Here is a 24,249-nt window from a genome sequence, read left to right as displayed (position 1 = left end):
CAGTTTCCCCTCGTTGTATAGCTGCGTCGATGCCGTCGGGCGCGAGGCATCGGGACACCGTGCGGTCGACGCCATCGTCGACAAGGGTCAAGGCAGCGACCTACATGGCTTCGGATCTGGTCCAGGTACAGCGGGAAGCGATTATGTCCTGCAGGAAAGCAGGCACGATTTCGATTCCTGGTGTCTATGTGGGATTCGGCGACAAAATACCGCTTGGTGTCGCGATGAACAAAGGGCTTACCCTGAAGATGGGCCAGACCCATGTTCAGAAATATACCAAGCCGTCCCTCGAAAAGATCGTTGCCGCAGAACGTGTCCGTCGGGGAGAAGTGATCGACGGGCACGAGTTCGAAGTAGAGGATGAACTTGGGACCCGGCTCTTCAACGTGCCGTTTAGATCAGTCCTTCGGCTCGAATAGGGGAAGTTTAACTCGAAGCGATTGAATTCCCCTCGCAAGCACGATGCCGACCTGCCCTTGAACCGCACCGGCTTTACCGGAGACCGGTTGGTTTAACTTATGCTGCCATGGCTGGTGCGTCCAGCATGGCGTAGTATCGTTCCTCGGCCTGTGCTGGCGGAATGTTTCCGATAGGTTCCAGAAGACGTCGGTTGTTGAACCAGTCAACCCATTCGAGTGTGGCGAACTCCACGGCTTCGAAGTTGCGCCATGGTCCTCGCCGATGGATGACCTCGGCCTTGTAAAGGCCGTTGATCGTTTCGGCGAGAGCGTTGTCATAGGAGTCGCCAACGCTGCCGACCGACGGCTCGATGCCTGCCTCCGCCAGCCGCTCGGAATACTTGATCGACACGTATTGTACGCCCCTGTCGGAATGGTGGATGAGCCCGCCGCGATGGACGGGCCGCCGATCATGAAGTGCCTGGTCCAGAGCGTCGAGGACGAAACCCGCTTGCGCCGTCCGGCTTGCCCGCCAGCCCACGATGCGGCGGGCGAAGGCATCGATCACGAAAGCCACGTAAACGAAGCCCTGCCAGGTCGCGACATATGTGAAATCGGAGAGCCAGAGCATGTTCGGCGCGGGAGCCTTGAAGTGGCGGTTCACGCGGTCGAGCGGGCATAGAGCGGCCTTGTCCGAGACGGTAGTCCTGACTGGCTTGCCGCGAATGATGCCCTGAAGACCCCATTGCCCTCATGAGCCGAGCAACGGTGCAGCGGGCAACCTCAAAGCCTTCCCGCTGCAACTGCCGCCAAACTTTCCGCACACCGTAGACCTGGAAGTTCTCGTTGAACACCCGGCGTATCTCGACCTTCATGGCCATATCCCGACGGGCGCGGGCCGACAGGCGGTCCACGTCCGTGCGCTTGGCAACGACTTCATAGTAGGTGGACGGGGCAATCGGCAGCAGCCTGCAGATCGGCTCGACCCCGAGCACCGGGCGGTGTTCGTCGATGAAGGAAATCATCGCTTCAGTGGCGGTCGAGCTCCGCCTGGGCAAAATATGCCGACGCTTTGGACAAAATCTCCTTCGCCTGACGCAGCTCGCGGTTCTCCCGCTCCAGAGCTTTCATCTTCTCCGCGACATCACTCGGCAGACCGGCCCCCTTGCCGCTGTCGATCTCGGCCTTCTTCACCCACTCATTGAGTGTATGTGCCGAGCAGCCGATCTTGGCCGCTATTGAGGCAACCGCCGCCCACCGCGACGGATGTTCTGCCTCATGTTCCGCCACCATTCGAACGGCGCGGGCGCGGACTTCAGGAGAGAATTTGTTCGTCGTCTTGCTTGTCATAGACCCTACTTCTCACGAGTTGGGGTCTCCGGCCAATCCGGTGCGGTTCACCTCGATTTCTAGGCGCTAAGTCAATATCCCCACGGACACAACCTCTTCCCCAAAAAAATGGGGCGATCAGCAAGTTCAAACAATGGCACGGGAACTGACATTCTTGCGAACCGTTAGGCCATTACCTGCTGCATCATCCGAAAAGCCCAAGGAGAGTATTCATGTCCCGTGGTCCACTTACCGCCCTTCTCGCTGTTCTCGCCGTCGCGGGTTATCAAAACCGTGACAAGATCGCCGAAATGCTGCGCGGCCTGCAGAACGGCCAATCAACCAATCCTGACGGAACCGTGGCGCAGAACCAGGGAGGTCTTGGCGACCTTCTGGGCGGCCTGACCAAGGGCGGCTTGGGAAACATCTTTGGCGGGTCCTCTCCGGGCGGCATACTCAACGGAGGCTTGTGAGGTCTTCTCGATCAGTTCAAGCAAAATGGGCTCGGCGACCGCGCGGACTCCTGGGTGACGACCGGACCCAATCTACCCATCGACGAACCTGACCTTTCCCAGGCCCTTGGTGACGATGTCCTCGGCGAGCTGACGGCAAAGACTGGGCTGTCGAAAGAGGAAATCCTCAGCCGCTTGTCGCGCGAACTGCCGAAGGCCGTGGATGATTTGACACCTGATGGCGTGGTGCCGAGCGAGGACGAATTTAACGGCACGACCGATCGCTCGGCAGCGCCGACATCCGTTCCAAGTGTCGGTCGCATAGTCTTATGACCGACAATCAGCCGATCGCCCTCGTCGTCGATGACGAACCGCTCATTCGGATGGACACCGCTAATATGGTAGCCGAAGAGGGCTTTGATGTCATTGAGGCGAGAACGGTCGAGGATGCGTTCAAATTTCTCACTGACTACCCCTCTCTCAAACTCGTCGTTACCGACATCGAGACGCCCGGATACATGACCGGGTGCCAACTGGCTTGGGAGGTCGCGAACCGCTGGCCTCACATTTGCGTCGTTGTCGCGTCAGGTGCCGCGCGCCCAGTCGACGGCGACCTCCCACCGTCGGCGATCTTCGTTGCCAAGCCAATCTCCCAAGATGTCGTCCACGAAGCCATAGAAGAATACTGTCATTGTGACGCTCGCTGATCGTTTGCGAGTGATTTAGTCATAGGGATGGGTGGCAAAAGGCCCGGCAAATGTAACGGCCCCACCCATTTGCGATCTTAATAAGTCATCAAATTCGCGCCTATTTCTCGGAGACTTGCGCTTCGGCTCGAGGGGTACGAGGAATTTCGCAGCGCTGCGCCCGCCGGCGCCCTTCATCGCTGATGACATCATGAAGGTTCGACAATCCTCGTTCGGAGGAGGTCTTCCGTTTGCTGGGCGAGATGGCGCAAGTGGTCAGGTCAACTATCCACACACCGGCATTGGGTTGGATATGCGAAGTCGCGGCAATCAAATCGAGATTGTCATCAAAATCGAATGTACGGCGCGCCAAAAAGTGGTTACAAGTTGCGCCGGCGGTAATTGCTTGTGATGGAGGCTCGTATGGCAAAGAGTATTGCCGCGATCGCATTCATGGCGATCGTTTTGCCGTTTTCAGCGCAGGCTGCGGATGTGGTGCTGGGGAACTGGAATATCCAGACACTCATATATCCGGGCGATTCCAAGACCGTCTTCCCTGACGATTATGTCCGCAAGGATGCGGACTACGCGGATTTGAAGCGTTGGCGCGATATGCTCGCGGCCGACATTCTCTTCTTGCAGGAAGTGACTAGCCCCGCCGCGCTCGATGCCGTCTTTCCGGTGGCGGAAGGCTGGCAGCATTGCATTAGCGGCCAGTTTGCCGAAGCTGAAGGCCAAGCGGCAGCACCGGTCTGCACCAAATCCGGCATGACGGCAGTGAAACCGACAACGGCGGAGCGCGTGCAGTATCACGGCGTAGCCCTTCGGCCGGGCTCGCCGCTGAAGCTCGTCGATATCAGCGACTACAAACCCCTTGATGTTAAATTCAAGGATAATGGAGTCCTTCGCAATCTGCGCTGGGGCCTCGATATCACGGTCGAAGCGCAGAGCGGCAAGCGACTGCGCGTCCTCGATGTGCATCTCAAAAGCGGCTGCTTCGATGATTTCGTGCATTTCAGCTTATGGAGCACAGACCCGGCGACGGCAGGGCCAAAGGACAAGGCCTGCGACACGTTGGGCCAGCAAATGTACCCGTTGCGCCAGTGGATCGAGGCGCGCGAAACGGCCGGCCATGCTTGGATGATTGTCGGCGACTTCAACCGGCGCTTCGACGCACAGCCTGGCTCCATTCCCGACGAAGCGTGGACAGGAATGACAGGCTACAGCGCCAACCGCGACGGTATCGACCGAGAAGGCCGGCCGGATATCGAGATATTCCGCCAGCCCTATGCGAACATGTCGATATGCTAGCGGGAGTTCCGGCAACCTAATCCCACAAGCGTTGCCAACCCAGATGGATACAACATCCTGCCGATCGAATTCTTCATCTACGGCAAGAAGACCGCCGCCATGGTGACTGCGGAATCCGAGACGCAATTCCCCTGGCCGTCGCCCACGCTCGACGACAAAAAGCGCCTTTCCGACCATTGCCCGAGCAATCTGAAGATCAACATGAATTGAGGAGATAGGCAGGTGCGGCTATTTTCTGTGGTAGCGACACTTCTCGCTCTCTTTTCACCGGCAGCAGCGATTGCAGGCTCGGCCACGATCAAGGACGAGTTTGATTCAAAGACCCCCGCGAAGCACTGGTATGTCTGCAATCGCGACGAAAATGACTTTACCTTCGGCAAGGCCGATGGCGCACGGCGCACGGCAGCCACCCAGATCGTCCGACCGCTTCTTAAAAGCAGCGCGTTTGCGCTGCGGTTCGTCCATCTCGGGTGTGCCGATGAGGACGGCAAATATACCAAGGATGGCGACGAAAGATCGGAGCTATGGGAAACGGATGAGGTCGAAGCGCCGCTTGGAACCGATATTTGGTACCGCTTCGACATGTTCGTCGATGACAGCATCAAGCTTGACACAGGCCGTTTCGTCATCGGTCAGTGGAAGCGGGATCGCTCGCCGCAAAACGCGCCGATCCTGGCGCAACGCTTCAACGGTCGTGCCTTCAGTGTGACGCTAGAGCAAGATAACGAAGATCCCGCGCGCAATAAGCTCGACACGTTGTGCCGGGTCTTCATTGCGACGCAAGCCTCCGCCCCGAAAGAGCCCGGCGACAGCTTTCCGCACCGGTTCCTAAGCGTTCCTCGGGTTTTGGAATTTGCTCAGGAAGAGGTTCTCTCCGTCGGGCATGACGCGCAAGAGACGGCTCACGCCAATCTTCCCGGTACGCTCGCCCAACTGTCGGGTTGCGTGCAAAACCTTGAAGTGACGCGGTACGCCCCGCTGCCCGACCCTTTCGGCAAATGGACCACCATGGTCTACCACATGCGACTGATCCCCGATCAGCGAGGCCTTATCGAAATCTGGGCGAACGGCACGAAGATAGCCAAGATCGAGGGGACGATCGGGTTCAAGCCGTATACAGACGAGGTCAATCAGTATTTCAAGTTCGGCGCTTATCGTGATCCTGCCGAATTTGATACCGTGACCAAACTCGATAGCTATGTTCGGAGTGAACGGAAATCGGACGTCGACCCAGAGGGCAAGCTTGCGCCCTAGCGAGCTACTTTCTTCCATTGCGATGGCTGAGGGAGGCGCGTATGGCTGAGATCAAGACGACACCGACCGACGTCAGCGTCGATGATTTCCTCAACGGCGTCACGCATCGCGTGCGCCGCGCCGACGGCCAAGTGCTGCGCGCGATGATGGAGCATGTCACTGGCGAGCACGCGGTGATGTGGGGTCCCTCGATTGTCGGCCTCGGCATCTATCGCTATCAGTGCGCCAGCGGCCATGGCGGCGATATGTGCCGCGTCGCCTTCTCGCCACGGTCAGCGAATCTCGTGTTCTATGTCGGCGGATTCCCCGAATATGAGGCGCTACTCGCGAAGCTCGGCAAGCACAAACGCTCCAAGGCCTGCCTCTACGTGACCAAATTGTCGGAGGTAGATTTCGGCGTGCTTGAAGAGACACCCGGCGGACCTATGCGGCGGCCGAGGGGATCGTCCACGGCCCCGGTTGCTGAAGCGGGTTAGTATCACAGGGACACGATCTCCGAGCTCAAATTACCTCGCGACGCGGCGATGTAGGGATAGATCTGCTTTTGGGTCCAGGTTCGAAGACTTTCATTTAGAATTCGGGGTGATGGGATCCGAACTGCCGACCCCCTTGTTCGAATCTGGCGATTGGGTCATCCAATCTCGCTGAAGGCAGGCGGCTTCTATTTCAAATGGCTTGCGACAACAAAATCGTATCGCGGCCATGGTACAATGCGGACGCAAGTGCCGAGATTCTTAGCATATGAAAAAGACACCCCCCGCCAGCTCAAGTCCGCTTGAGCAACTGTTCGACCGCGTCCCGCGGTCCACGATTGCCTATTTCTGGGAGGGTGCGCATCCCGTCAGTGGGCTTGCCTACGATCGCCGGTTGACCTGGGGGGATGCACGCAATGATCTCGTTTCCACTGGAGGCTCGGGCTTTTCGTTCCTTGCGATCATTGTCGCAGCCAGCCGTGGCTGGATCGACCGCCGGCAGGCGATAGAACGGATGCTTGGGATGGTCGCTTTTCTAGGAAAAGTACCGCGTTTCCATGGCGCATTCCCGCATTTCATCAATGGTGCAACAGGACATGTCGTGCCTTTCTCGCGTCATGACGATGGCGGTGATCTGGTCGAGACCGCCCTCCTCTTGCAAGGCTTGATTTGCGCACGTCAATATTTCGACGGCAACGATTCCGACGCGAGTCTGCTACGAACACAAATTCAGGAATTGGTCGATGACGTCGAGTGGGATTGGTACACGCCTGGCCCATGCGAGGCGCTGTACTGGCATTGGAGCCCAAAGCACAAATGGAAGATGGCGCTTCCGATCACGGGTTGGAACGAGGGTCTGCTTGCCTACGTTCTCGCGGCCGGTGCGCAACAACACGCAATTGACGACAGCGGGTTCCATCACGGCTGGGCAGGAAATGGAGCTTTGCGCAATGGCAACAGCTATTACGGCCACATCCTACCCGTAGGCCGACCGTTCGGAGGTCCGCTGTTTCTGGCTCATTCCCCATTCTGCGGCCTCAACCCGCGCTGGATGCGGGACCGATATTGCGACTACTGGGAACAGAACGTCGCCCATGCCTCAATCCACCATGCGCACGCCGTGCACAATCCGAACGAGCATGCCGGTTATGGCGCGGCGTGTTGGGGGCTGACGTCGTCGCATGGTCCAACGAACTATGTGGCCAGCGCGCCGGACAATGACCTCGGCATTATTGCCCCGACGGCGGCGCTCTCGAGTTTTCCGTATCTGCCGGAAGCAGCAGAAGCTGCGCTGAGGCATTATCTTGCAGTTGCCGATGGCCGGCTCTGGGGCCGCTACGGCTTTGTCGACGCGTTCGCGGCCAATGGACGGTGGATTTCGAAGAGCTATCTCGCTGTAAACCAGGGGCCGATCATCGCGATGATCGAGAACCACCGGTCCGGACTTCTATGGAATCTTTTTATGGACGCACCGGAAATCAAACTTGGCCTCGAAAGACTTGGAATAGGGTCGCCCACGGCCTCGCACATCGAGACTGTGATGGCTATCTCAGCCGGCTGAAGGAGAAGGCAATTGTCAGCGCCGTCATCGACGGACGAGAAACGCTTGAATTCATGCCGACCCGATTCAATTAACTCACTAGAACAAAGTCAGCAGACGAACCGGCAATCTCAGCTCAGAATTTAAATCGCTAGCACTCTGACAAGGAGAGTGCTAACACGGTGAGATTGGCCCTGATGGCCATAAGCTCTTTTCATTGAGGATATTTAGAATGACGGATATCAATTTCCGGCCACTGCACGATCGTGTCGTCATCCGGCGCATCGAAGCCGAAGCCAAGACCAAGGGTGGTATCATCATTCCCGATACCGCCAAGGAAAAGCCGCAGGAAGGCGAAGTCGTCGCTGTCGGCTCTGGCGTTCGTGACGACAAGGGCTCGCTCGTTGCCTTGGACGTCAAGGCTGGGGATCGGATTATGTTCGGAAAATGGTCCGGAACTGAAGTCAAGCTCAAGGGCGAAGATCTTCTGATCATGAAGGAATCCGACATCATGGGCGTCATCGCCTGATCGTTCAATTCACCCGTACTAGCCAATGAGCAATTTGCTCGGGAGTTTTCATCATGGCTGCAAAAGAAATCAAGTTTGGCCGCACCGCCCGCGAAAAGATGCTGCGCGGCGTCGACATTCTCGCTGACGCGGTGAAGGTCACCCTCGGTCCCAAGGGCCGCAACGTCATCATCGACAAGTCCTTCGGCGCTCCGCGCATCACCAAGGACGGTGTCGCTGTCGCCAAGGAAATCGAACTTGACGACAAGTTCGAGAACATGGGCGCCCAGATGGTCCGCGAAGTTGCTTCGAAGACCAACGACATCGCCGGCGACGGCACCACGACCGCGACCGTTCTGGCCCAGGCAATCGTTCGCGAGGGCAACAAGGCTGTTGCCGCGGGCATGAACCCGATGGACCTCAAGCGCGGCATCGATCTTGCGGTTACGGCCGTTGTGAAAGATATCCTTGCCAAAGCCAAGAAGATCAGCACATCCGAGGAGATCGCCCAGGTTGGCACGATCTCCGCCAATGGTGAGAAGGAGATCGGCGCCTATATCGCGGAAGCGATGCAGAAGGTCGGCAACGAAGGCGTCATCACGGTTGAAGAAGCCAAGACCGCCGAAACCGAACTCGAAGTCGTCGAAGGCATGCAGTTCGACCGCGGCTATCTCTCGCCGTATTTCGTCACCAACGCCGAAAAGATGGTGGCTGAGCTTGAGGATGCATATGTGCTGCTGCACGAGAAGAAGCTCTCAAACCTACAGGCCATGCTACCAATCCTCGAAGCGGTCGTGCAGGCCGGTAGGCCGCTCCTGATCATTTCCGAGGACGTCGAAGGCGAAGCTCTTGCAACGCTCGTCGTCAACAAGCTCCGTGGCGGCCTCAAGATCGCTGCCGTCAAGGCTCCTGGCTTTGGCGACCGCCGCAAGGCTATGCTAGAAGATCTTGCCGTCTTGACCGGCGGCACCGTGATCTCCGAAGACATCGGCATCAAGCTCGAGAACGTGACTCTTGAGATGCTGGGCCGCGCCAAGAAGGTGTCGATCACCAAGGAAAACACCACGATCGTCGACGGTGCCGGCCAGAAGTCGGACATCGAAGGTCGCGTCACCCAGATCAAGGCTCAGATCGAGGAAACCACCTCCGATTACGACCGCGAGAAGCTGCAGGAACGTCTTGCCAAGCTCGCTGGCGGCGTTGCCGTGATCCGCGTCGGCGGTTCGACGGAAGTCGAAGTCAAGGAAAAGAAGGACCGCATCGACGACGCGCTCAACGCGACCCGCGCTGCTGTCGAAGAAGGCATTGTTCCCGGCGGCGGTACGGCACTGCTCAGAGCCTCGGTCGTTCTCGATATCAAGGGTGAAAACGACGACCAAAACGCCGGCATCAACATCGTCCGCAAGGCGCTGCAGTCACTCACACGCCAGATCGCAGAAAACGCAGGCGACGAAGCGTCGATCGTCGTGGGCAAGATCCTCGAGAAGAACGAAGAGAACTTCGGCTACAACGCCCAGACCTCTGAATATGGCGACATGATCACCATGGGTATCGTCGACCCGGTCAAGGTTGTCCGCACCGCGCTGCAGAACGCTGCTTCCGTTGCCGGCCTGCTGGTGACCACCGAAGCCATGATCGCGGAGCTGCCAAAGCGTGATGCGGCTGGCGGCGGCATGCCCGATATGGGTGGCATGGGCGGAATGATGTAGTTTCTGCCGACAGCTGCAAAGCACAATCAACAGGTCCCGGGGTCACCCGGGGCCTATCTTGTCTCATGTCGCGCTCAGACGCGCGATCTTTGCTGAGGAATGCCGGCACGCTCCCCATTCCGATGTCTTACAATTCCCAGGTCAAATGGAGAAGAAGATCGATGATTTCTACGTCCGGGCTTCATGATGCAAGCCGCAGTGATGAAAAGCCCTGGCTGAAGGTTCTCGCGAAATATCGACAGCCCCATTCCGGCCGCAGCGCTCTCGAGCTCGCCGTGACCGCACTTCCGTTCGTTGTGTTATGGATGCTCGCCATATTGGCGGTCTGGCACGAAATCTGGTGGGGTCTGATTTTGACAGTGCCTGCCGCCGCGTTCCTGCTGCGGCTTTTCATGATCCAGCATGATTGTGGCCACGGCTCCTTCTTCGGACACCGCTGGCTCGACGACTGGACTGGCCGAACGATCGGCGTGCTGACCTTGACGCCATATGACTATTGGCGCCGGGCGCATGCAGAGCACCATGCGTCCGCCGGAAATCTCGACGAACGCGGCGTCGGCGACATCACCACGCTCACAATCGACGAGTACGAAGCCCTCTCGCGTTGGAGCCGCCTTGGTTATCGCCTTTATCGGCATCCACTCGTCATGTTCGGAGTCGGACCGGCTTGGCTGTTTCTGATCAAACAACGGTTGCCCTTCGGCATGTTTCGATCGGGCTACTTGCCGTGGGCGTCAACGATAGCAACAAATGTAGCGGTCGCGACTCTGATCGGCGTCATGATCTGGATCACCGGGCTCCTGCCGTTTCTGACCGTGCATCTGCCGATCACTCTAATGGCCGCCGCGGCCGGCGTCTGGCTATTTTACGTCCAGCACCAGTTCGAGGAAACACACTGGTCAAAGAAGCCGGAGTGGCAGTTCCAGACGGCTGCGCTACACGGCGCATCGCATTACGACCTTCCCTTCCCGCTCAAATGGATCACTGGGAATATCGGCATTCACCACGTCCATCATCTGTCGAGCCGCGTGCCGTTCTATCGGTTGCCCGAAGTGCTGCGCGATCAACCAGAACTGGCCGGTCTCGGCCGGATTACTCTGTTGCAGAGCTTTCGCTGCGTCAGGCTCACGCTGTGGGATGAAAGAAATGCTCGGCTCGTTTCGTTCAAAGAAGCAGCACAGCGGCGACAATGATATGTTCCGGACACTGAGGATCAGCGATATCGAAATAATTTTCCCGTTCGGATGATAATAGGGATGAAGGGAATCGAACTGTCGACCTCGCTATGTCATGACGGCAGGATTGCGCAAAAAGCGGTCGTCAGCTTGAACTCAGACTTGACCGATATCCGATCGTGCCCTGCTATGACTCAGATCGCGAAACCAGATATGCTGATGCCAGTGCCTAGACGATTGCGGCAGATGTCCGAGGGCGCTTGCATGCGTACGTTTCAGCCGCAATAGGCCGTTTTGAGGTTCTCACATAAACACCACTCACCTCACCGTGACGACCACCTTTCCTTTTGCGCGGCCCGTATTCAGGTAGGCAAGAGCCTCCTCGATCGCCGCAAAGGGGAAGGTCCGGTCGACGACGGGCCGTATGGCACCGGAATCGATCAGCGCAGTAATCTCGCGCAGTTGATCGCCGTGCGCGCGCATGAACAGGAATGAATAGCTCACGCCATGACGTCTTGCCTTCTTCCTGATTCCGTAGCTCAAAAGGCGCACGACCGTTCGCACGAACCAGCCTGACCCCAACTCCCTCGCGACATCGGGATCAGGCGGACCAGAGATCGAGATCAGCTTGCCACCGGGCTTCAGCACGCGGAGTGATTTTTCGAGCGTGTCCTTGCCGAGGCTGTTCAGTACGACATCATAATCGCTGAGGATCGTCTCAAACTTCTCCTTCTTGTAATCGATGACGACATCAGCGCCGAGATTCCTGACGAGGTCGAGGTTGGCGGTGCTCGTCGTCGTCGCGACCGTTGCGCCGATATGCTTCGCCAGCTGGATGGCAAATGTTCCGACGCCGCCGGAGCCGGCATGGATGAGAACTTTCTGGCCTTTCTTGAGATTGGCTTTTTCGATCAGTGCCTGCCAGGCGGTTAAACCGACGAGGGGAATAGACGCCGCTTCTTCCATGCTGAGATTTTTTGGCTTGATGGCAACGTCACCTTCGTTCATGGCGATCAGTTCCGCGAAAGTGCCGATGCGATCCTTGTCCGGGCGTGCGTAGACCTCGTCGCCAGGCTTGAACCGCTTCACTTTGTGGCCGACCCGGACGACAACGCCAGCCGCCTCATTGCCCAGAACGAGCGGCAGGCGATAAGGCAAGATGGTTTTGTACTCGCCATCCATGGTCTTCGAATCGAGCGGATTTAGACCGGCGGCCTGGACCTGGACCAGGACGTCGTCGTCCCTGAGCTGCGGGTCCGGCCTCTCGCCGATCCGTGCGTCGCTGTTCTTGCCGTAGCGATCGATGAAGAACGCTTTCATGTCTTGTTCTCGTGCATTGGTATTCTTCTTTCAGGTTCTGCTGATTGCATGAGGTGCACCATCCGTTTCACGATCTCAACGCAGCCACGCTGAGCGTTCTCGTTCGAATTGTGCGCTGGGCCTCCCCCAATGTGCTGACTGCTCGGAGATGGCCTCGCCTATTCCGGAGGATGCGCCTCTTATGATGACGACTTTTCGTTCTGAGTGCTCCCTGACCGTTTTGTTCGTTGCGAACGCACGCAGACGCCGTCTTCCAAGCGCAGTAAGATTGTATTCAACATCTAACTTGAACTTAGATGTCATTTGCAATATAAAAAATCAAGGGCTTTTTTTGGCTCAGGAGAAACCTTCGATGAAATCCGAAGACCGGAACGACCAATGTGGGAGTTCACTAATGTCAGGCAGCCCAGGATCGACTGGGGAGCAGCCCGGGCAAGTGTCGATTGGGCTCACAACCGGTCTAGAGTTTGTTGCGATGCTTGCCGCCGGAAATCTGCCGCGGCCGCCGATGGCAGAGATGCTGCCCTTCAGCCTGCTACCGCCCGAAGTAGGTAAGGTAGAGCTGCGTGCGGTGTCCGAGCATCGTTTTCTCAACACGATGAAAACGGTGCATGGAGGATGGATCATGACAATGCTCGACACTGCCATGGCGCTTGCAGCGCACACAACCTTGGCTCTGGGGGAGCTTTGCCCATCTCACGAGACTGCTGTGAAATTCGTCCGGCCCATTTCTGCTGACTGCGGCGAATTGCGCGTCACGGGCGATGTTATTTCACGTGGACGGACGCTCATCACGTTGGAGGGAAGGATAGAGAGCCTGCAAGGCAAGCTCTTTGCCCACGGCACATCGACCTGCTTGATCACTCGACGAGACGCATAATGTTGCCTGTGTGCTTCACCCAGGTCTCGAAGCAAGAGGTGCATCGGCCCTGGTGACGCCTTGCCCCCGAACTCACCCCTTCAGGCTGCTCGAAAGGAATATCCATGACTAGGGATCACGACCCAATCGTTATTGTGTCTGCCGTCAGAACGCCGCTCGGTCGCTTCCTTGGCGATCTGGCGCCAGTACAGGCCACGACTCTCGGCGCGCATGTGATCCGCGCCGCACTGGAGCGCGCGAACCTCGCACTCGATGGTCCGGATGAGGTCATTATGGGCTGCGTGCTTCCCGCGGGACAAGGACAAGCCCCCGCCCGGCAGGCAGCACGTGGAGCAGGTCTCTCGGATGCAGTCGGTGCCACGACCATCAACAAGGTTTGCGGGTCCGGGATGAAAGCCGCCATGCTGGGGCACGATCTTATCCTCGCCGGCACAGCTGATATGGTTGTCGCGGGCGGGATGGAATCAATGTCGAACGCGCCGTACCTTCTAAAAAAGGGCCGCTCGGGATATCGCGCCGGCCACGACCACATCTTCGATCACATGATGCTTGATGGCCTGGAGGACGCCTACGAACCGGGCCGCGCCATGGGGGACTTCGGTGAAGCCGCCGTGGCGGCCTACCAGTTTACCAGGGCTGATCAGGATGCGTATGCCATAGAATCCTTGACCCGCGCCCGCACCGCAATCGAGAATAAATCGTTCGTCGATGAAATTGCGCCTCTCAGAGTTCCGGTAAAGGGGGGGAAAAGATCGTCGATACCGACGAGCATCCTTTGAAGGTGTCTCCCGAAAAAATCCCAACTCTTCGGCCTGCGTTTCGGGCCGACGGCACCATTACCGCAGCCAGCGCATCCGCAAATGCGGACGGTGCTGCGGCGCTCGTTTTGACTCGCCGTTCGATCGCCGAGCGCGATGACCTGCCTATCCTCGCCGAAATCAAGGCGCATGCTACCCACAGCCAAGAGCCAGCCTGGTACACGACCGCTCCCATTCCCGCGATATGAAAACTGCTCAGTAAAGCGGGCTGGACCGTTGAAGACGTGGATCTCTTCGAAATCAATGAAGCGTTCGCGGTGGTGGCGATGGCAGCGGCAAAGGATCTTGGCATAGCACGCGACCGCCTCAACGTGAACGGTGGTGCTTGCGCACTTGGACACCCGATAGGCGCGACCGGTGCCCGCCTGATCGTTACCCTCCTCCACGCTCTGGCGAGACAGGGCTTGAGACGAGGCGTAGCCTCGCTTTGCATCGGTGGCGGAGAGGCGACCGCCATTGCTGTCGAGCGACAGCAATAGGAAAGGGCCAGATCGTCCCATGGTGTCACCGGCAAGGCTGGAATACTCACTGTCGCCGTCGTCACCAAACCGTTTCTGTTCAAGGATAGGTACCGTATGTAGGTAGCGGAAGAGGGCATCGAGCGGTTTCCCGTTAGCCGGTTTGGCTCGCGACGAATTCGGTCCAGGCAGCACAGTGCTGATGTCGGGTCGTGAATTTCTTTGCGCTGACATCTATCACGACCGCGCCTTACACGCTCTTCCTCGTCCCAACGACGAGGGCCACGGGCCCGCCTAACGCGGTATGGCCGATTTTCGGCTTGCTCTCTCAACATCCTACAGATTGCAATCAAACTCTATTTGAATTAAAGATGGCGACTAAAATCTAACGGAGGCCGAAATGAGAGTGAGCCGCACACAGGCGGAGGCAAATCGCGAAGCCGTCATCAATGTTGCGAGCCGACTTTTTCGCGAGCATGGTTTCGACGGGATTGGTCTGAAGGATCTAATGAAAGGCGCCGGCCTTACCCAAGGCGGCTTTTATAAGCAGTTCGCGTCCAAGGACGATCTGGCGGCGCAGGCTGCAAGGCGCGCGATCGAAAATGCTACCCGCAGATGGTCAACGGCCGCAGCCGCTAGCTCTGATCCTCTCGCGGCGATCGTTGCGTTTTATCTGTCAACGGGACATCGCGAGAACAAGGGCGAGGGTTGTCCGTTGGTGGCGCTCGGATCTGATGCGGCTCGCCAAAGCGCGGACGTGAGAATCCCATTTGAGGACGGAATCCGGGCGCATGTCCAAGTTTTGGACGAACTTTTGGAAGAGACCAAGAGCTTGCAACCCAGCAACAAAGCCATGGCGATGCTATCCCTCATGGTGGGCGCCGTCACGCTCTCTCGTCTCGTCAATGATGAAACATTATCCCAAGGCTTCCTGGATGCGGCTGCCGATGAGGTTAGGCGCATTGGGGACGCTAAGTCAGGAGCATGAGAGATGCGCCTCCGGAAGCAGAGCCAACGCTGTAATCTCAATTTCGACCGCGGTCGTGATCGCGTCGCGCGTGGGTTCGGGTCGCTCAGTTCTGCACACACTTGACAAGCGCTGACCGCGCCCGGCGCCAGCACGTTCCGGCCATACGGCTGACCAGTCAAATGACATTTGGAGAAAGCATGCGTCGCATCGTTGTAACAGGGATGGGAGCTCTCAGCCCCCTCGCAACCAATGTGCCAACCTCTTGGTCTCGGTTGCTCTCGGGTCATTCCGGCATTCGGCGGCTTCCGGACGATGTGGTGGGAGACCTGCCGTCGAAGATCGGCGGTACGGTTCCCACGCTCGAGGAAGACCCGGAAGGAGGCTTCGATCCAAATACCGTTTTTGCTCCTAAGGATCAGCGCAAGGTAGACCGATTTATTCTCTTCGCACTGGCGGCGGCGGAAGAGGCGCTTGCTCAAGCGAAGTGGAAGCCAGTCTCAGACACGGAGCGGCTTCGAACAGCGACCATCATTGCATCAGGTATCGGTGGGTTTCCCGCCATAACTGAAGCCGTGCGAACGGTTGATCAGCGCGGTGTGCGACGACTCTCACCGTTCACGGTGCCATCATTCCTGGTCAATCTGGCAGCGGGACAAGTCTCGATCAGGTATGGATTTAGAGGTCCGCTCGGCGCACCGGTCACAGCGTGTGCTGCGGGAGTTCAAGCGATCGGTGATGCGGCTCGGCTCATCCGGTCAAATGAGGCCGACATCGCGGTATGCGGTGGAACAGAAGCATGCATGAACATCGTCAGTCTTGGTGGTTTTGCCGCGGCTCGATCTCTCTCCACCGGCTTCAATGAAACACCCAGACGGGCATCCCGCCCATTTGACATGTTGCGTGATGGCTTCGTCATGGGCGAAGGAGCTGGCATCCTTGTTATCGAGGCGCTCAGCCATGCGCTTGCCCGAGGCGCCAAACCGCTTGCCGAGCTTGTCGGTTACGGCACCACCGCGGATGCGCATCACGTCACCTCAGGTCCCGAAGATGGTAACGGTGCACGTCGCGCCATGGAGATCGCGATCGCGCAAGCCGGAATCACTCCCCGTGAGGTACGCCATCTCAACGCACACGCGACGTCCACGCCAGTTGGTGACCTCGGAGAAATCAGGGCTATCAAGAGTGTTTTTGGTTCGGACTCCGCTATAGCAGTCAGCGGTACGAAATCAGCGACGGGTCACCTTCTGGGAGCTGCAGGCGGGCTTGAAGCCATCTTCACGATCCTGGCGCTCCAGAATCAGATGGCGCCACCGACCCTGAACTTGAATGCTCCCGATCCGGCGGGCGACGGAATTGATTTCGTGGTCAATGACGCCCGATCGTTGGAAATGGAGTACGCAATATCCAATGGTTTCGGCTTTGGTGGGGTCAATGCAAGCGCGCTGTTCCGACGCTGGAAGGGATAGTGGCACTGCGAGCATGTCTCTTGGAAGGCGCGGACAAAATCCCCTTTGCGGAGCGCCTTGAGCGGAGTCGAACCATCGGCCCGAGGTTAGGCAGCCCAGTGGATTTTGGAGGGCGCCAATGCAGAAATTATTTCCGCGTTCGAGCACGCACAATGCCACGGCTCTTGAAAGGAACCGAACCAGCGACCCTCCCCTCGATTCCCCAATACCTGGAAACTTTGGGAAATTTAGAGAGATCGGTTGTGATGGTTGTTGCTCCAGTTCCGGCAGGCGACCGTAGAGAGTGAACGGTGACGGCGCTTCGGACAACAGCAAACGATCAACGAAAGCGCGTAACTCTTGCTTTAGCCCCGTGGCTTTATATCGCTCGTAAGGGGCAAGATTGTTCATCATCTGCAATAGGAAGTTGACGCTTTCAGTTGTAGGTGCGGCATCCTCCATAATCTCGGCCAGCAATCGGCGGGCAAGGGGATCTGGAGCTTCGGCTATCCCTGCAAGTTGAGCGGCCTTCTGATTATCAGTGCCCACCGTCATGACGGCACGAATGGCGGCAATTCTCGCATAGAGCCCTCGGGTGGAATCACATGCGATTGGCAGCAGAAGTGGAACACTCGATTCGAGTTGGCCCTGCCAGACTAGACGCCCGAGAAAGAAAATCGCGTCGTCGTTGGAGCGATATGTTAGGCCGCCGCTTCCGTCATAAGCATGCCGATGGTAAGGCTTTGTCATGTCGAATGCTCAAGATCTCTGGGGCGCCTCCAATTCCTATGACCAATACATGGGTCGTTGGAGTCGCAAGGTTGCCCCAACATTTCTGGCTTGGCTTAAGGCTCCTGATCGGGCAGCCTGGATCGATATCGGCTGCGGAACCGGGGTGTTGACCTCCGCCATCCTAGACAGCTGCAACCCGTCTGAGATTGTCGCGGTCGATAGTGCTCTGCCCTTCATCGAAGCTGCCCGCTTCAGGATCACAGATCCACGAGTTCAGTTCGAAGTGGCAGATGCACAGGAAATTTCCGCATTTGACCACTCGGTCGACTGCGCGGTCTCTGGACTGGTTCTCAACTTCCTGCCCAACAAGGCCGCCGCCATTCGGGTGATGACCCGTGTTGTTCGTCCTGGCGGCGTCGTTGGTCTTTATGTGTGGGACTATGCAGGGCATATGCAGTTGATGCGCTATTTCTTCGATGTTGCTACTGCGCTTGACCCCGAAGCGGCTCAATTCGATGACGGGACAATGGCCCCAATTTGCCGACCTGGCCCACTGTCTGAGCTGTTCACGGATGCCGGCCTACGAAATGTCGAGTGCAAGGCGATCGATATCACAACGGAGTTTGCAAACTTCGACGACTACTGGACCCCTTTCCTGGGTGGTACCGGCTCGGCTCCGAAATATTGCATGTCGATCAGCGAAGTAGCGCGCAGGCAACTGCGGGAGGCGCTTCATGCGAAGCTTCCAAAAGGTCCGGATGACGAAATTCTTCTTGCAGCCCGAGCATGGGCCGTGAAGGGTCTGGCTGCCTGAACATGTCGTTGGAACACCAGCGCAGCACGCGAGATCCAAGCAAAAGTGGTTTCTATCTCATCGACTCAACGGCAATCGAACCAACGACCCTGTTGTCAACAGAGGCCTCCTATCTAAAATTCGTCCCAGGCTGACCTCGCTGCGGCACAAATGGAGTGACCGCTCCGGGGCCAAAGCCGTCGGTCGGCTTCCGGGCTCCGATTTTCGAAAGGAGACCTTGAGCCTAGCGGGCGCGTGATCTGACGCGAAGTGGACGTTCGGTCGCCCTCGGGCGAACGCACGCGCCGACGACCCCCTTCGTAAGTCCGAAATCCTTGGTTTCAGTCCCATCATTTCAGCTATAAGGTGGGAGACATCGCCCAAAGGGGATTCAAGGCCAATGCCCCCAGAGAAGAAGGACCGTTCGCCTGTTGCGCTGGAACAGCGCGACATAAGCGCTGACCAGCGCATGTTCTCACCTTCCGCTGCGCGAAATTCGGCCCCGATCCTCGCTGTCCTAAAACGTGTCCTTCCAACACGTGGCGCCGTGCTGGAGATTGGATGCGGTACCGGCGAGCACGCCGTGTGTTTTGCGGGAGCAATGCCCAACCTCACCTGGCAGCCGAGCGATCCGGATGCCGACGCCCGCACCAGCACGTCTAGCTGGATCAAATTCACAGGGCTGAAGAATGTGCTGGTACCGCGGGATATTGATGTGTGCTCAGGACAATGGGGCGTCGAACAAACGGGGCATTTTGACGCCATCGTGTCGATCAATATGATCCATATCGCGCCATGGGCGGCAAGCTTAGGATTGTTCGCAGGAGCTGGCCGTTTGCTTCACGCTGGTGGGCTTCTTTTTCTCTACGGCCCATTCATGCGCGACGGGGCGCACAACGCCCCCTCGAACGCTGCTTTCGACGCGGCTCTGAAGGAGCGCAACCCATCCTGGGGTGTGCGTGATATCGCTGATCTTGAACAAGTGGGTGAGGCCGCTGGACTTAATCTCCGCGAGACGATCGAGATGCCTACCAACAATATGTTGCTGGTCTTCTCCAGCGGTAGTGCCTGAACGACAAGCGGGCGCGAAAGAGACGTGGGCCAATAGCAGCATTCGGGCGCTTTGCTGCCGTTCGAGGTCGATCCGAGGAATGTGCGGTATGTGCTAGAATGCGGCCCGAAGGCGGAATGCGACAGACGCACTGCGAGGGGCGGTGTGATCGTACCGGAATTCGCGCGACCGAGAGCCGACGTCGTGCTCTTGAAAGGGGAGACGAGGACGATGCCGACACCACACCAACCCAGTCTAATAGTTCGACAGAAATCCCCACAGAACATCGAGTTTCCGTTTGCGTCGCTCTCCGATTGGCTGATCCCAACCGAGCTGTTCTTCGTGCGAAACCATTTCCCGTCGCCGGACCTCGATGCGCGAGACTGGAGATTGCGCGTTGGCGGGGCGGTGGAGCGGCCGATCGAACTTGACCTCGACAGCATCAAGGCGATGCGGAGCACGACGTTCACCGCCGTCGTCGAGTGTGCAGGGAACGGGCGCGTCTACTATGTGCCGGCGAAGGAGGGGTTGCAGTGGCAGAACGGAGCCGTCGGCAATGCCGCGTGGACAGGTGTTCTTCTGCGCGAGATTTTGGAAATGGCGGGCGTTAAGCGAACCGCATGTGAGGTTCTGCTCGCAGGCGCCGACAGCGGCGTCGTCGACTCCAACAAGAAAACGGCTTCTCCCGGCCCCATCGCTTTTGCGCGCAGTTTACCGCTGGAGAAGGCCATCGCTGACAGCACGATCCTTGCCTATTCGATGAACGACGAGCCGTTGACGCGCGATCACGGCTACCCGCTACGCGCGGTCGTGGGTGGCTGGTTCGGGATGGCTTGGGTCAAGTGGATCACGCATATCACGGTTGTGGAGCAACCGTTCCTTGGCTACTGGCAGGCGCGCGACTATTTCCGTTGGGAGCGCAGCTTCGGGGAACCCAGGCTGGTCCCCCTTGCGGAGATGGAGGTCAAAGCGCAGATCGCGCGTCCCGTGCAGGGGGCGCGTCTCATCGTCGGCCAACCGTATCGGATATTCGGAGCCAGCTGGAGCGGCGAGGCTGCTATCCGGCAGGTGCAGGTCTGCACCGGAGATGGCAGGGGCTGGCGTGAGGGAAGGCTCCTCGAAACAGAACGTCCCTATGCATGGCGCTTGTGGGAGTACATTTGGACCCCTGAGGAAGTGGGGCGACGTATACTGCGATGTCGCGCGATCGATGGGGCGGGGTGCGTGCAGCCCGACCTCCAGCGTTCCGACTGCGAGAGCTACGCGGCCAATTGGATCGTTCCGGTGGAGGTTACGGTCGTTCCGGAGCCTCAGACGTACGAGGAGGAATTCGTGATCTAATCACCCGCATGGGGCGGAATGGCGGCTTTTGGCGCAACTAAGACCGCGTTGTCACTGCGTCATGTCCGTTTTGCAAGCAACGGCGGCCGGTGGCTCGATGACCACTATGGGGGCGCAAAGCAGCCAAAGCTTTCGATGCTGACAGAATGTCCGTTCGGCGGGTGAAAGCAGCATAAACGTTCAAATGGCTTGATGGGATTCGAACTGTGGACCCGCATGTTACGACGGATGCAAGGGAGCCGGCTTGGCAGAAGGCAGCCCATCTGCGCGCCTAGCCGAACAGCCCCGGATTGCAGAGATACGCAGGCTCACGTGCGCATCCCTGCCAAAACGAAAATGAAATGGTCAGGCAGCCTGCGCGGCGCCAACCGCGACCTGCCCCTCGACGAAAGCGATCAGGTCTTTGATGGTGATTAGCGGAAGCTGGTGCGTTTCAGCGAACACCAGCAGATCGGGAAGGCGCGCCATCGTCCCATCGTCATTGGCAACCTCGCAAATTACCCCTGAAGCAGACTTCCCGGCGAGGCGCGCGAGATCCACCGCCGCCTCCGTATGGCCCGGCCGGCCGCGCACACCCTCGGGATGTGCCCGCAGAGGAAAGATGTGGCCCGGTCTGGCGAAATCCGCCGGCCGTGAACCGGAAGCCACCAAGGCTCGCACGGTCGCAGCCCGATCATCCGCCGAGATGCCGGTCGTCGTTCCCGGAAGATAATCGACGGACACGGTGAATGCCGTTTTGTGGAGCTCGGTGTTCCGGGGAACCATCAGGGGGATATCGAGCGCGTCGAGACGCCCTCCTTCCATCGCAACGCAGATCAGCCCGCGCGCGTGCTTCATCATGAAGGCGATCGTTTCCGACGTCACCGCATCCGAGGCGACGATGATGTCGCCTTCGTTCTCCCGGTCTTCGTCATCCACGGCCACAATCATGCCGCCCCGCGCAAGCACCGCGATTGCGTCTTCAATTTTCGAGATTTTCATTCCATAGCCTTTCAAGGGTTGCCGACATCGGCGTAAAACCGCGACTTCGCAGCCGCTATTCATCCCTTGGGCGAACAAGCCCGCACCCGCTCGATGAGGAGCGGTTTTGCAGACGTTGTTCTCTTCCATCCGGACTATGACCGTCGGCCCCGGCATCGCACCGGGTCTGCTGACCCTCCACGTGAGTGGAAGCGCTCGCGGGCTCCTGGATTTCTCCAGATACCGCCGGTGGGGACTTTCACCCCGCCCTGAGAACACGTCTAAATAAAGAGTTCCTGCAAAGGAATGCAAGAGGCCTCATGATATTTTACCAGCAGCAGAAGCCGCCATCGACCAGGAGGTCCACGCCAGTGACAAAGCTTGCTGCCCCCGAAAGCAGGAAAACGGCGGGACCGACCATTTCATCCACCGTCGCCATGCGCTGCATAGGGGTCTGCTCCTCGAACAGCTTTGTCTGATGCACCATTTCCGGCCGGGTGTTCATTGGTGTGGCCGTGTAACCCGGGCTAATAGTGTTCACGCGAATGCCACGGCCGACCCATTCCATTGCCATCGACTTCGACATGTGGATGACGCCGGCCTTCGAGGCGTTGTAGTGGCATTGATTGAGACCCCGGTTGACGATCACTCCGGACATTGACGCGATATTGACGATCGATCCGCGCCCGTTCTTTAACATCGCGCGCGCTTCCGCCTGGCAAGAGAGGAAAACGCCCTTCAGGTTGACGTCGATCATCGTCTGGAACTGGCTTTCCTCCATCTCGTCGGCCGGGTTGGCGTTGGCGATGCCGGCTGCGTTGAGGGCAAGTGTCAGCGGACCAAGCTCGGCCTCCGTACGGGCAACCGCCTCATTCAAGGCACCGCCACTGGTCACATCGGCGGCGATCTGAATGCTGCGACGCCCGGTCTTCCTGATGAATTCAGCCGTCTGCGCCAATCCGTCGTCGGTGCGGCGATCGAGAAGGGCAACGTCTGCCCCGCATTGCGCTAGCCCCTTGGCGATTCTTTGGCCGATGCCGCTGCCGGCACCTGTCACGAATGCGACGTTCCCGGAGAGATCGAATAGTTTCGGCGCATTGAGAGCGATGTCGGACACGATGAAATTCTCCTGCTTTAGCTGGTCGCCAGTTCCATGATTGAGACATCGTTGGCATCTTCCCGCTTCAGGATGCCGGCCTGCTTGCCTTGCGACATGACCATGATACGGCTTGAGACCCCGAGTACCTCTTCGAGATCCGAACTGACCACGATCACCGAGACCCCCTGACGCGCCAAATCCATGATGAGATCGTAGATCGACGAGCGGGCCCCCACGTCAATGCCACGCGTCGGCTCGTCCAGTACGACGACCTGCGGCTTGCGCGCCAACCACTTGGCCAGCACCACCTTCTGCTGGTTGCCGCCCGAGAGCTCTCCGGCATTCTGGCGGCCGCGGCCCTTCACGCCGAACTTCCTGATGTATTCGTCGGCAAACTGATGAAGGCGGCCAGAGGAAATCCAGCCCTTCGGGGCAATATCGGCGAGATTGGCGTAGGCGATATTCTCGGCAATCGAATGATCAAGTATTACGCCCTGAAGCTTGCGGTCTTCCGGCACGAGAACGATGCCGTTGCGGATCGAATCCATTGGCGAACGGGGTGTAACCGCCTCGCCACGCAGGAAGACCTCGCCGCTGGAAATGGGATCTGCACCGGTAATGGCGCGCACGAGTTCCGTGCGGCCGGCTCCCATGAGGCCCGCTATCCCGAAGACCTCGCCCTTCCGGACCGAAAAGCTGATATTCCTAAACGCGTTGGTCGGCGAGGCCAGGTTTCTGACTTCGAGCGTCACCTCGTCCGACGGCGATGGAATCGTGGGGAACATCCGTTCAAGAGAGCGTCCGACCATCGCTTCGACAATGGTGCGTACGGGAACGTCGCCGGTGTCGAACTCCCGGACCTTGGCGCCGTCGCGCATGACAACGATGCGGTCGGCAATCTGCCGGATCTCCTCAAGACGGTGAGAAATGTAGATGATGCCGACGCCTTCGGACTTGAGACGCTCGATCTGCTGGAACAGCAGTTGGGTTTCCTCGCCGCCCAGAGCGGCGGTCGGCTCGTCCAGGATCAGCAGGCGGGCATTGAGCGTCAGCGCCTTTGCGATCTCGATGAGCTGCTGTTTTCCCGTCGAAAGCCCTTCGACAAGACGATCGGGGGAGATATCGAGACCCAGCCGCTTGAGGCCACTGCGTGCACGATCCTCCATGGCCCTTCGATCGATCCGGCCGGACTTCATCGGATAGCGGCCGACAAAGATATTCTCCGCGATGGATAGCTTCGGGAGCAGTTTCAGTTCCTGATGTATCATGCCCACACCCTCGTCCATCGCGGCGCGCGGATTGGCGGGGGCATAGGCCGCGCCCAGCCACGTCATTTCGCCGGAAGATGGCTGGACGGCGCCGGAAATGACGTTGGAAAGCGTCGATTTTCCGGCACCGTTTTCGCCGAGCAGCGCCACGACTTCCCCGGGATGGATGTCGATATCGACACCATGCACCACCTTGATCGGGCCGTAGGATTTCTCAATTCCACGGAGCGACAGGATGGGAGAGCGGGTGGTCATGACGCTGCTGCCTTTTCAGATATC

General features: G+C 58.4%; 21 protein-coding genes, 2 pseudogenes, 1 riboswitch and 1 other annotated feature. Of the genes and pseudogenes, 18 read left to right on the top strand and 5 right to left on the bottom strand.

Annotation, left to right across the window (positions count from 1 at the left end):
* Nucleotides 1-104: 104 nt before the first annotated feature.
* On the top strand, nucleotides 105-419 hold the full coding sequence (locus IHQ71_RS29790; protein WP_258163101.1) for a hypothetical protein: 315 nt from the start codon (nucleotides 105-107) through the stop codon (nucleotides 417-419).
* 97 nt (nucleotides 420-516) lie between these two features.
* On the opposite strand, the pseudogene IHQ71_RS29785 reads toward IHQ71_RS29790, so the two are convergent.
* A pseudogene (locus IHQ71_RS29785) lies at nucleotides 517-1,748 on the bottom strand (IS3 family transposase).
* Nucleotides 1,349-1,464 (bottom strand) — a sequence feature (AL1L pseudoknot). (Overlaps the previous pseudogene by 116 nt.)
* 212 nt (nucleotides 1,749-1,960) lie before the next feature.
* On the opposite strand from IHQ71_RS29785, the gene IHQ71_RS31955 reads away from it, so the two are divergent.
* The 10 genes from IHQ71_RS31955 (at nucleotide 1,961) to IHQ71_RS29740 (ending at nucleotide 10,853) form a co-directional block, all read left to right on the top strand.
* Entirely contained in the window at nucleotides 1,961-2,200 is a 240-nt protein-coding gene (locus IHQ71_RS31955) for a hypothetical protein (protein ID WP_308737979.1), read from the top strand.
* Nucleotides 2,201-2,254: 54 nt separating this feature from the next.
* The gene (locus IHQ71_RS31950) at nucleotides 2,255-2,512 is read left to right on the top strand and encodes a YidB family protein (protein WP_308737978.1); all 258 of its coding nucleotides are present in this window, start codon (nucleotides 2,255-2,257) and stop codon (nucleotides 2,510-2,512) included.
* Nucleotides 2,509-2,886, top strand: coding sequence for a response regulator (locus tag IHQ71_RS29775; protein WP_258163100.1), 378 nt, complete (start codon nucleotides 2,509-2,511; stop codon nucleotides 2,884-2,886). The genes IHQ71_RS31950 and IHQ71_RS29775 overlap by 4 nt, the downstream gene beginning before the upstream one ends.
* A 432-nt stretch (nucleotides 2,887-3,318) precedes the next feature.
* Complete coding sequence (locus IHQ71_RS29770; RefSeq protein WP_258163099.1) at nucleotides 3,319-4,176, top strand: endonuclease/exonuclease/phosphatase family protein; 858 nt, start codon at nucleotides 3,319-3,321, stop codon at nucleotides 4,174-4,176.
* Between the two features lie 222 nt (nucleotides 4,177-4,398).
* A complete protein-coding gene (locus IHQ71_RS29765) occupies nucleotides 4,399-5,430 on the top strand; it encodes a polysaccharide lyase (protein WP_258163098.1) in 1,032 nt (343 codons plus the stop codon).
* A gap of 41 nt (nucleotides 5,431-5,471) precedes the next feature.
* Complete coding sequence (locus IHQ71_RS29760; protein WP_258163097.1) at nucleotides 5,472-5,906, top strand: DUF1801 domain-containing protein; 435 nt, start codon at nucleotides 5,472-5,474, stop codon at nucleotides 5,904-5,906.
* Between the two features lie 265 nt (nucleotides 5,907-6,171).
* The gene (locus IHQ71_RS29755; protein ID WP_258163096.1) at nucleotides 6,172-7,464 is read left to right on the top strand and encodes a glucoamylase family protein; all 1,293 of its coding nucleotides are present in this window, start codon (nucleotides 6,172-6,174) and stop codon (nucleotides 7,462-7,464) included.
* 211 nt (nucleotides 7,465-7,675) lie between these two features.
* Entirely contained in the window at nucleotides 7,676-7,972 is a 297-nt protein-coding gene (gene groES / locus IHQ71_RS29750; RefSeq protein ID WP_258163095.1) for a co-chaperone GroES, read from the top strand.
* Nucleotides 7,973-8,025: 53 nt separating this feature from the next.
* Nucleotides 8,026-9,660, top strand: a complete 1,635-nt coding sequence (groL, locus tag IHQ71_RS29745) for a chaperonin GroEL (protein WP_258163094.1) — start codon at nucleotides 8,026-8,028, stop codon at nucleotides 9,658-9,660.
* Nucleotides 9,661-9,821: 161 nt separating this feature from the next.
* Nucleotides 9,822-10,853 (top strand): fatty acid desaturase, encoded by a 1,032-nt coding sequence (locus tag IHQ71_RS29740; protein ID WP_258163093.1) that lies wholly within the window; start codon nucleotides 9,822-9,824, stop codon nucleotides 10,851-10,853.
* Between the two features lie 300 nt (nucleotides 10,854-11,153).
* Here the strand turns inward: IHQ71_RS29740 and IHQ71_RS29735 are convergent, their stop codons facing one another.
* Nucleotides 11,154-12,155: an NADP-dependent oxidoreductase gene (locus tag IHQ71_RS29735; protein ID WP_258163092.1), complete on the bottom strand. Its 1,002-nt coding sequence runs from the start codon at nucleotides 12,153-12,155 to the stop codon at nucleotides 11,154-11,156.
* Nucleotides 12,156-12,507: 352 nt separating this feature from the next.
* Between IHQ71_RS29735 and IHQ71_RS29730 the strand changes: the two genes are divergently transcribed.
* The 7 genes and pseudogenes from IHQ71_RS29730 to IHQ71_RS29700 all read left to right on the top strand — a co-directional run bounded on the left by IHQ71_RS29730 (nucleotide 12,508) and on the right by IHQ71_RS29700 (nucleotide 20,643).
* Nucleotides 12,508-13,035 carry a PaaI family thioesterase gene (locus IHQ71_RS29730; RefSeq protein ID WP_258163091.1) on the top strand — a complete coding sequence of 176 codons (528 nt, stop codon included), beginning with the start codon at nucleotides 12,508-12,510 and terminating at the stop codon, nucleotides 13,033-13,035.
* A 104-nt stretch (nucleotides 13,036-13,139) separates the two neighbouring features.
* Nucleotides 13,140-14,332, top strand: a pseudogene (locus IHQ71_RS29725) (acetyl-CoA C-acyltransferase).
* Nucleotides 14,333-14,711: 379 nt separating this feature from the next.
* The gene (locus IHQ71_RS29720) at nucleotides 14,712-15,299 is read left to right on the top strand and encodes a TetR/AcrR family transcriptional regulator (RefSeq protein ID WP_258163090.1); all 588 of its coding nucleotides are present in this window, start codon (nucleotides 14,712-14,714) and stop codon (nucleotides 15,297-15,299) included.
* A 179-nt stretch (nucleotides 15,300-15,478) separates the two neighbouring features.
* Nucleotides 15,479-16,747, top strand: a complete 1,269-nt coding sequence (fabF, locus tag IHQ71_RS29715) for a beta-ketoacyl-ACP synthase II (protein ID WP_258163089.1) — start codon at nucleotides 15,479-15,481, stop codon at nucleotides 16,745-16,747.
* A gap of 727 nt (nucleotides 16,748-17,474) precedes the next feature.
* Nucleotides 17,475-18,272: a class I SAM-dependent methyltransferase gene (locus IHQ71_RS29710; RefSeq protein ID WP_258163088.1), complete on the top strand. Its 798-nt coding sequence runs from the start codon at nucleotides 17,475-17,477 to the stop codon at nucleotides 18,270-18,272.
* A 379-nt stretch (nucleotides 18,273-18,651) separates the two neighbouring features.
* Nucleotides 18,652-19,323, top strand: a complete 672-nt coding sequence (locus IHQ71_RS29705; RefSeq protein WP_258163087.1) for a class I SAM-dependent methyltransferase — start codon at nucleotides 18,652-18,654, stop codon at nucleotides 19,321-19,323.
* A gap of 210 nt (nucleotides 19,324-19,533) precedes the next feature.
* Nucleotides 19,534-20,643, top strand: coding sequence for a sulfite oxidase (locus tag IHQ71_RS29700; RefSeq protein WP_258163086.1), 1,110 nt, complete (start codon nucleotides 19,534-19,536; stop codon nucleotides 20,641-20,643).
* Nucleotides 20,644-20,988: 345 nt separating this feature from the next.
* Here the strand turns inward: IHQ71_RS29700 and ribB are convergent, their stop codons facing one another.
* The 3 genes from ribB to IHQ71_RS29685 all read right to left on the bottom strand — a co-directional run bounded on the left by ribB (nucleotide 20,989) and on the right by IHQ71_RS29685 (nucleotide 24,225).
* On the bottom strand, nucleotides 20,989-21,624 hold the full coding sequence (gene ribB / locus IHQ71_RS29695) for a 3,4-dihydroxy-2-butanone-4-phosphate synthase (RefSeq protein ID WP_258163229.1): 636 nt from the start codon (nucleotides 21,622-21,624) through the stop codon (nucleotides 20,989-20,991).
* A gap of 113 nt (nucleotides 21,625-21,737) precedes the next feature.
* Nucleotides 21,738-21,884, bottom strand: a riboswitch (FMN riboswitch).
* A 47-nt stretch (nucleotides 21,885-21,931) separates the two neighbouring features.
* Nucleotides 21,932-22,720, bottom strand: a complete 789-nt coding sequence (locus tag IHQ71_RS29690; RefSeq protein WP_258163085.1) for an SDR family oxidoreductase — start codon at nucleotides 22,718-22,720, stop codon at nucleotides 21,932-21,934.
* 17 nt (nucleotides 22,721-22,737) lie between these two features.
* Nucleotides 22,738-24,225 (bottom strand): sugar ABC transporter ATP-binding protein, encoded by a 1,488-nt coding sequence (locus IHQ71_RS29685; protein WP_258163084.1) that lies wholly within the window; start codon nucleotides 24,223-24,225, stop codon nucleotides 22,738-22,740.
* Between the last annotated feature and the right edge of the window lie 24 nt (nucleotides 24,226-24,249).

The sequence above is a fragment of the Rhizobium sp. TH2 genome (assembly GCF_024707525.1).
Taxonomy (GTDB): Bacteria; Pseudomonadota; Alphaproteobacteria; order Rhizobiales; family Rhizobiaceae; genus Rhizobium_E.
The sequence above is the reverse complement of the archived record's forward strand: the minus strand, read 5'-3'. Positions and strand labels throughout refer to the sequence as shown.

What these genes read in the sequence shown, in the direction of transcription:
- IHQ71_RS29790 (WP_258163101.1), top strand. Translation starts at nt 105, where the DNA reads ATGGCTTCGGATCTGGTCCAGGTACAGCGGGAAGCGATTATGTCCTGC.
- IHQ71_RS31955 (WP_308737979.1), top strand. Translation starts at nt 1,961, where the DNA reads ATGTCCCGTGGTCCACTTACCGCCCTTCTCGCTGTTCTCGCCGTCGCG.
- IHQ71_RS29775 (WP_258163100.1), top strand. Translation starts at nt 2,509, where the DNA reads ATGACCGACAATCAGCCGATCGCCCTCGTCGTCGATGACGAACCGCTC.
- IHQ71_RS29770 (WP_258163099.1), top strand. Translation starts at nt 3,319, where the DNA reads ATGGCGATCGTTTTGCCGTTTTCAGCGCAGGCTGCGGATGTGGTGCTG.
- IHQ71_RS29760 (WP_258163097.1), top strand. Translation starts at nt 5,472, where the DNA reads ATGGCTGAGATCAAGACGACACCGACCGACGTCAGCGTCGATGATTTC.
- IHQ71_RS29755 (WP_258163096.1), top strand. Translation starts at nt 6,172, where the DNA reads ATGAAAAAGACACCCCCCGCCAGCTCAAGTCCGCTTGAGCAACTGTTC.
- groES (WP_258163095.1), top strand. Translation starts at nt 7,676, where the DNA reads ATGACGGATATCAATTTCCGGCCACTGCACGATCGTGTCGTCATCCGG.
- groL (WP_258163094.1), top strand. Translation starts at nt 8,026, where the DNA reads ATGGCTGCAAAAGAAATCAAGTTTGGCCGCACCGCCCGCGAAAAGATG.
- IHQ71_RS29740 (WP_258163093.1), top strand. Translation starts at nt 9,822, where the DNA reads ATGATTTCTACGTCCGGGCTTCATGATGCAAGCCGCAGTGATGAAAAG.
- IHQ71_RS29735 (WP_258163092.1), bottom strand. Translation starts at nt 12,155, where the DNA reads ATGAAAGCGTTCTTCATCGATCGCTACGGCAAGAACAGCGACGCACGG.
- IHQ71_RS29730 (WP_258163091.1), top strand. Translation starts at nt 12,508, where the DNA reads ATGAAATCCGAAGACCGGAACGACCAATGTGGGAGTTCACTAATGTCA.
- IHQ71_RS29720 (WP_258163090.1), top strand. Translation starts at nt 14,712, where the DNA reads ATGAGAGTGAGCCGCACACAGGCGGAGGCAAATCGCGAAGCCGTCATC.
- fabF (WP_258163089.1), top strand. Translation starts at nt 15,479, where the DNA reads ATGCGTCGCATCGTTGTAACAGGGATGGGAGCTCTCAGCCCCCTCGCA.
- IHQ71_RS29710 (WP_258163088.1), top strand. Translation starts at nt 17,475, where the DNA reads ATGTCGAATGCTCAAGATCTCTGGGGCGCCTCCAATTCCTATGACCAA.
- IHQ71_RS29705 (WP_258163087.1), top strand. Translation starts at nt 18,652, where the DNA reads ATGCCCCCAGAGAAGAAGGACCGTTCGCCTGTTGCGCTGGAACAGCGC.
- IHQ71_RS29700 (WP_258163086.1), top strand. Translation starts at nt 19,534, where the DNA reads ATGCCGACACCACACCAACCCAGTCTAATAGTTCGACAGAAATCCCCA.
- ribB (WP_258163229.1), bottom strand. Translation starts at nt 21,624, where the DNA reads ATGAAAATCTCGAAAATTGAAGACGCAATCGCGGTGCTTGCGCGGGGC.
- IHQ71_RS29685 (WP_258163084.1), bottom strand. Translation starts at nt 24,225, where the DNA reads ATGACCACCCGCTCTCCCATCCTGTCGCTCCGTGGAATTGAGAAATCC.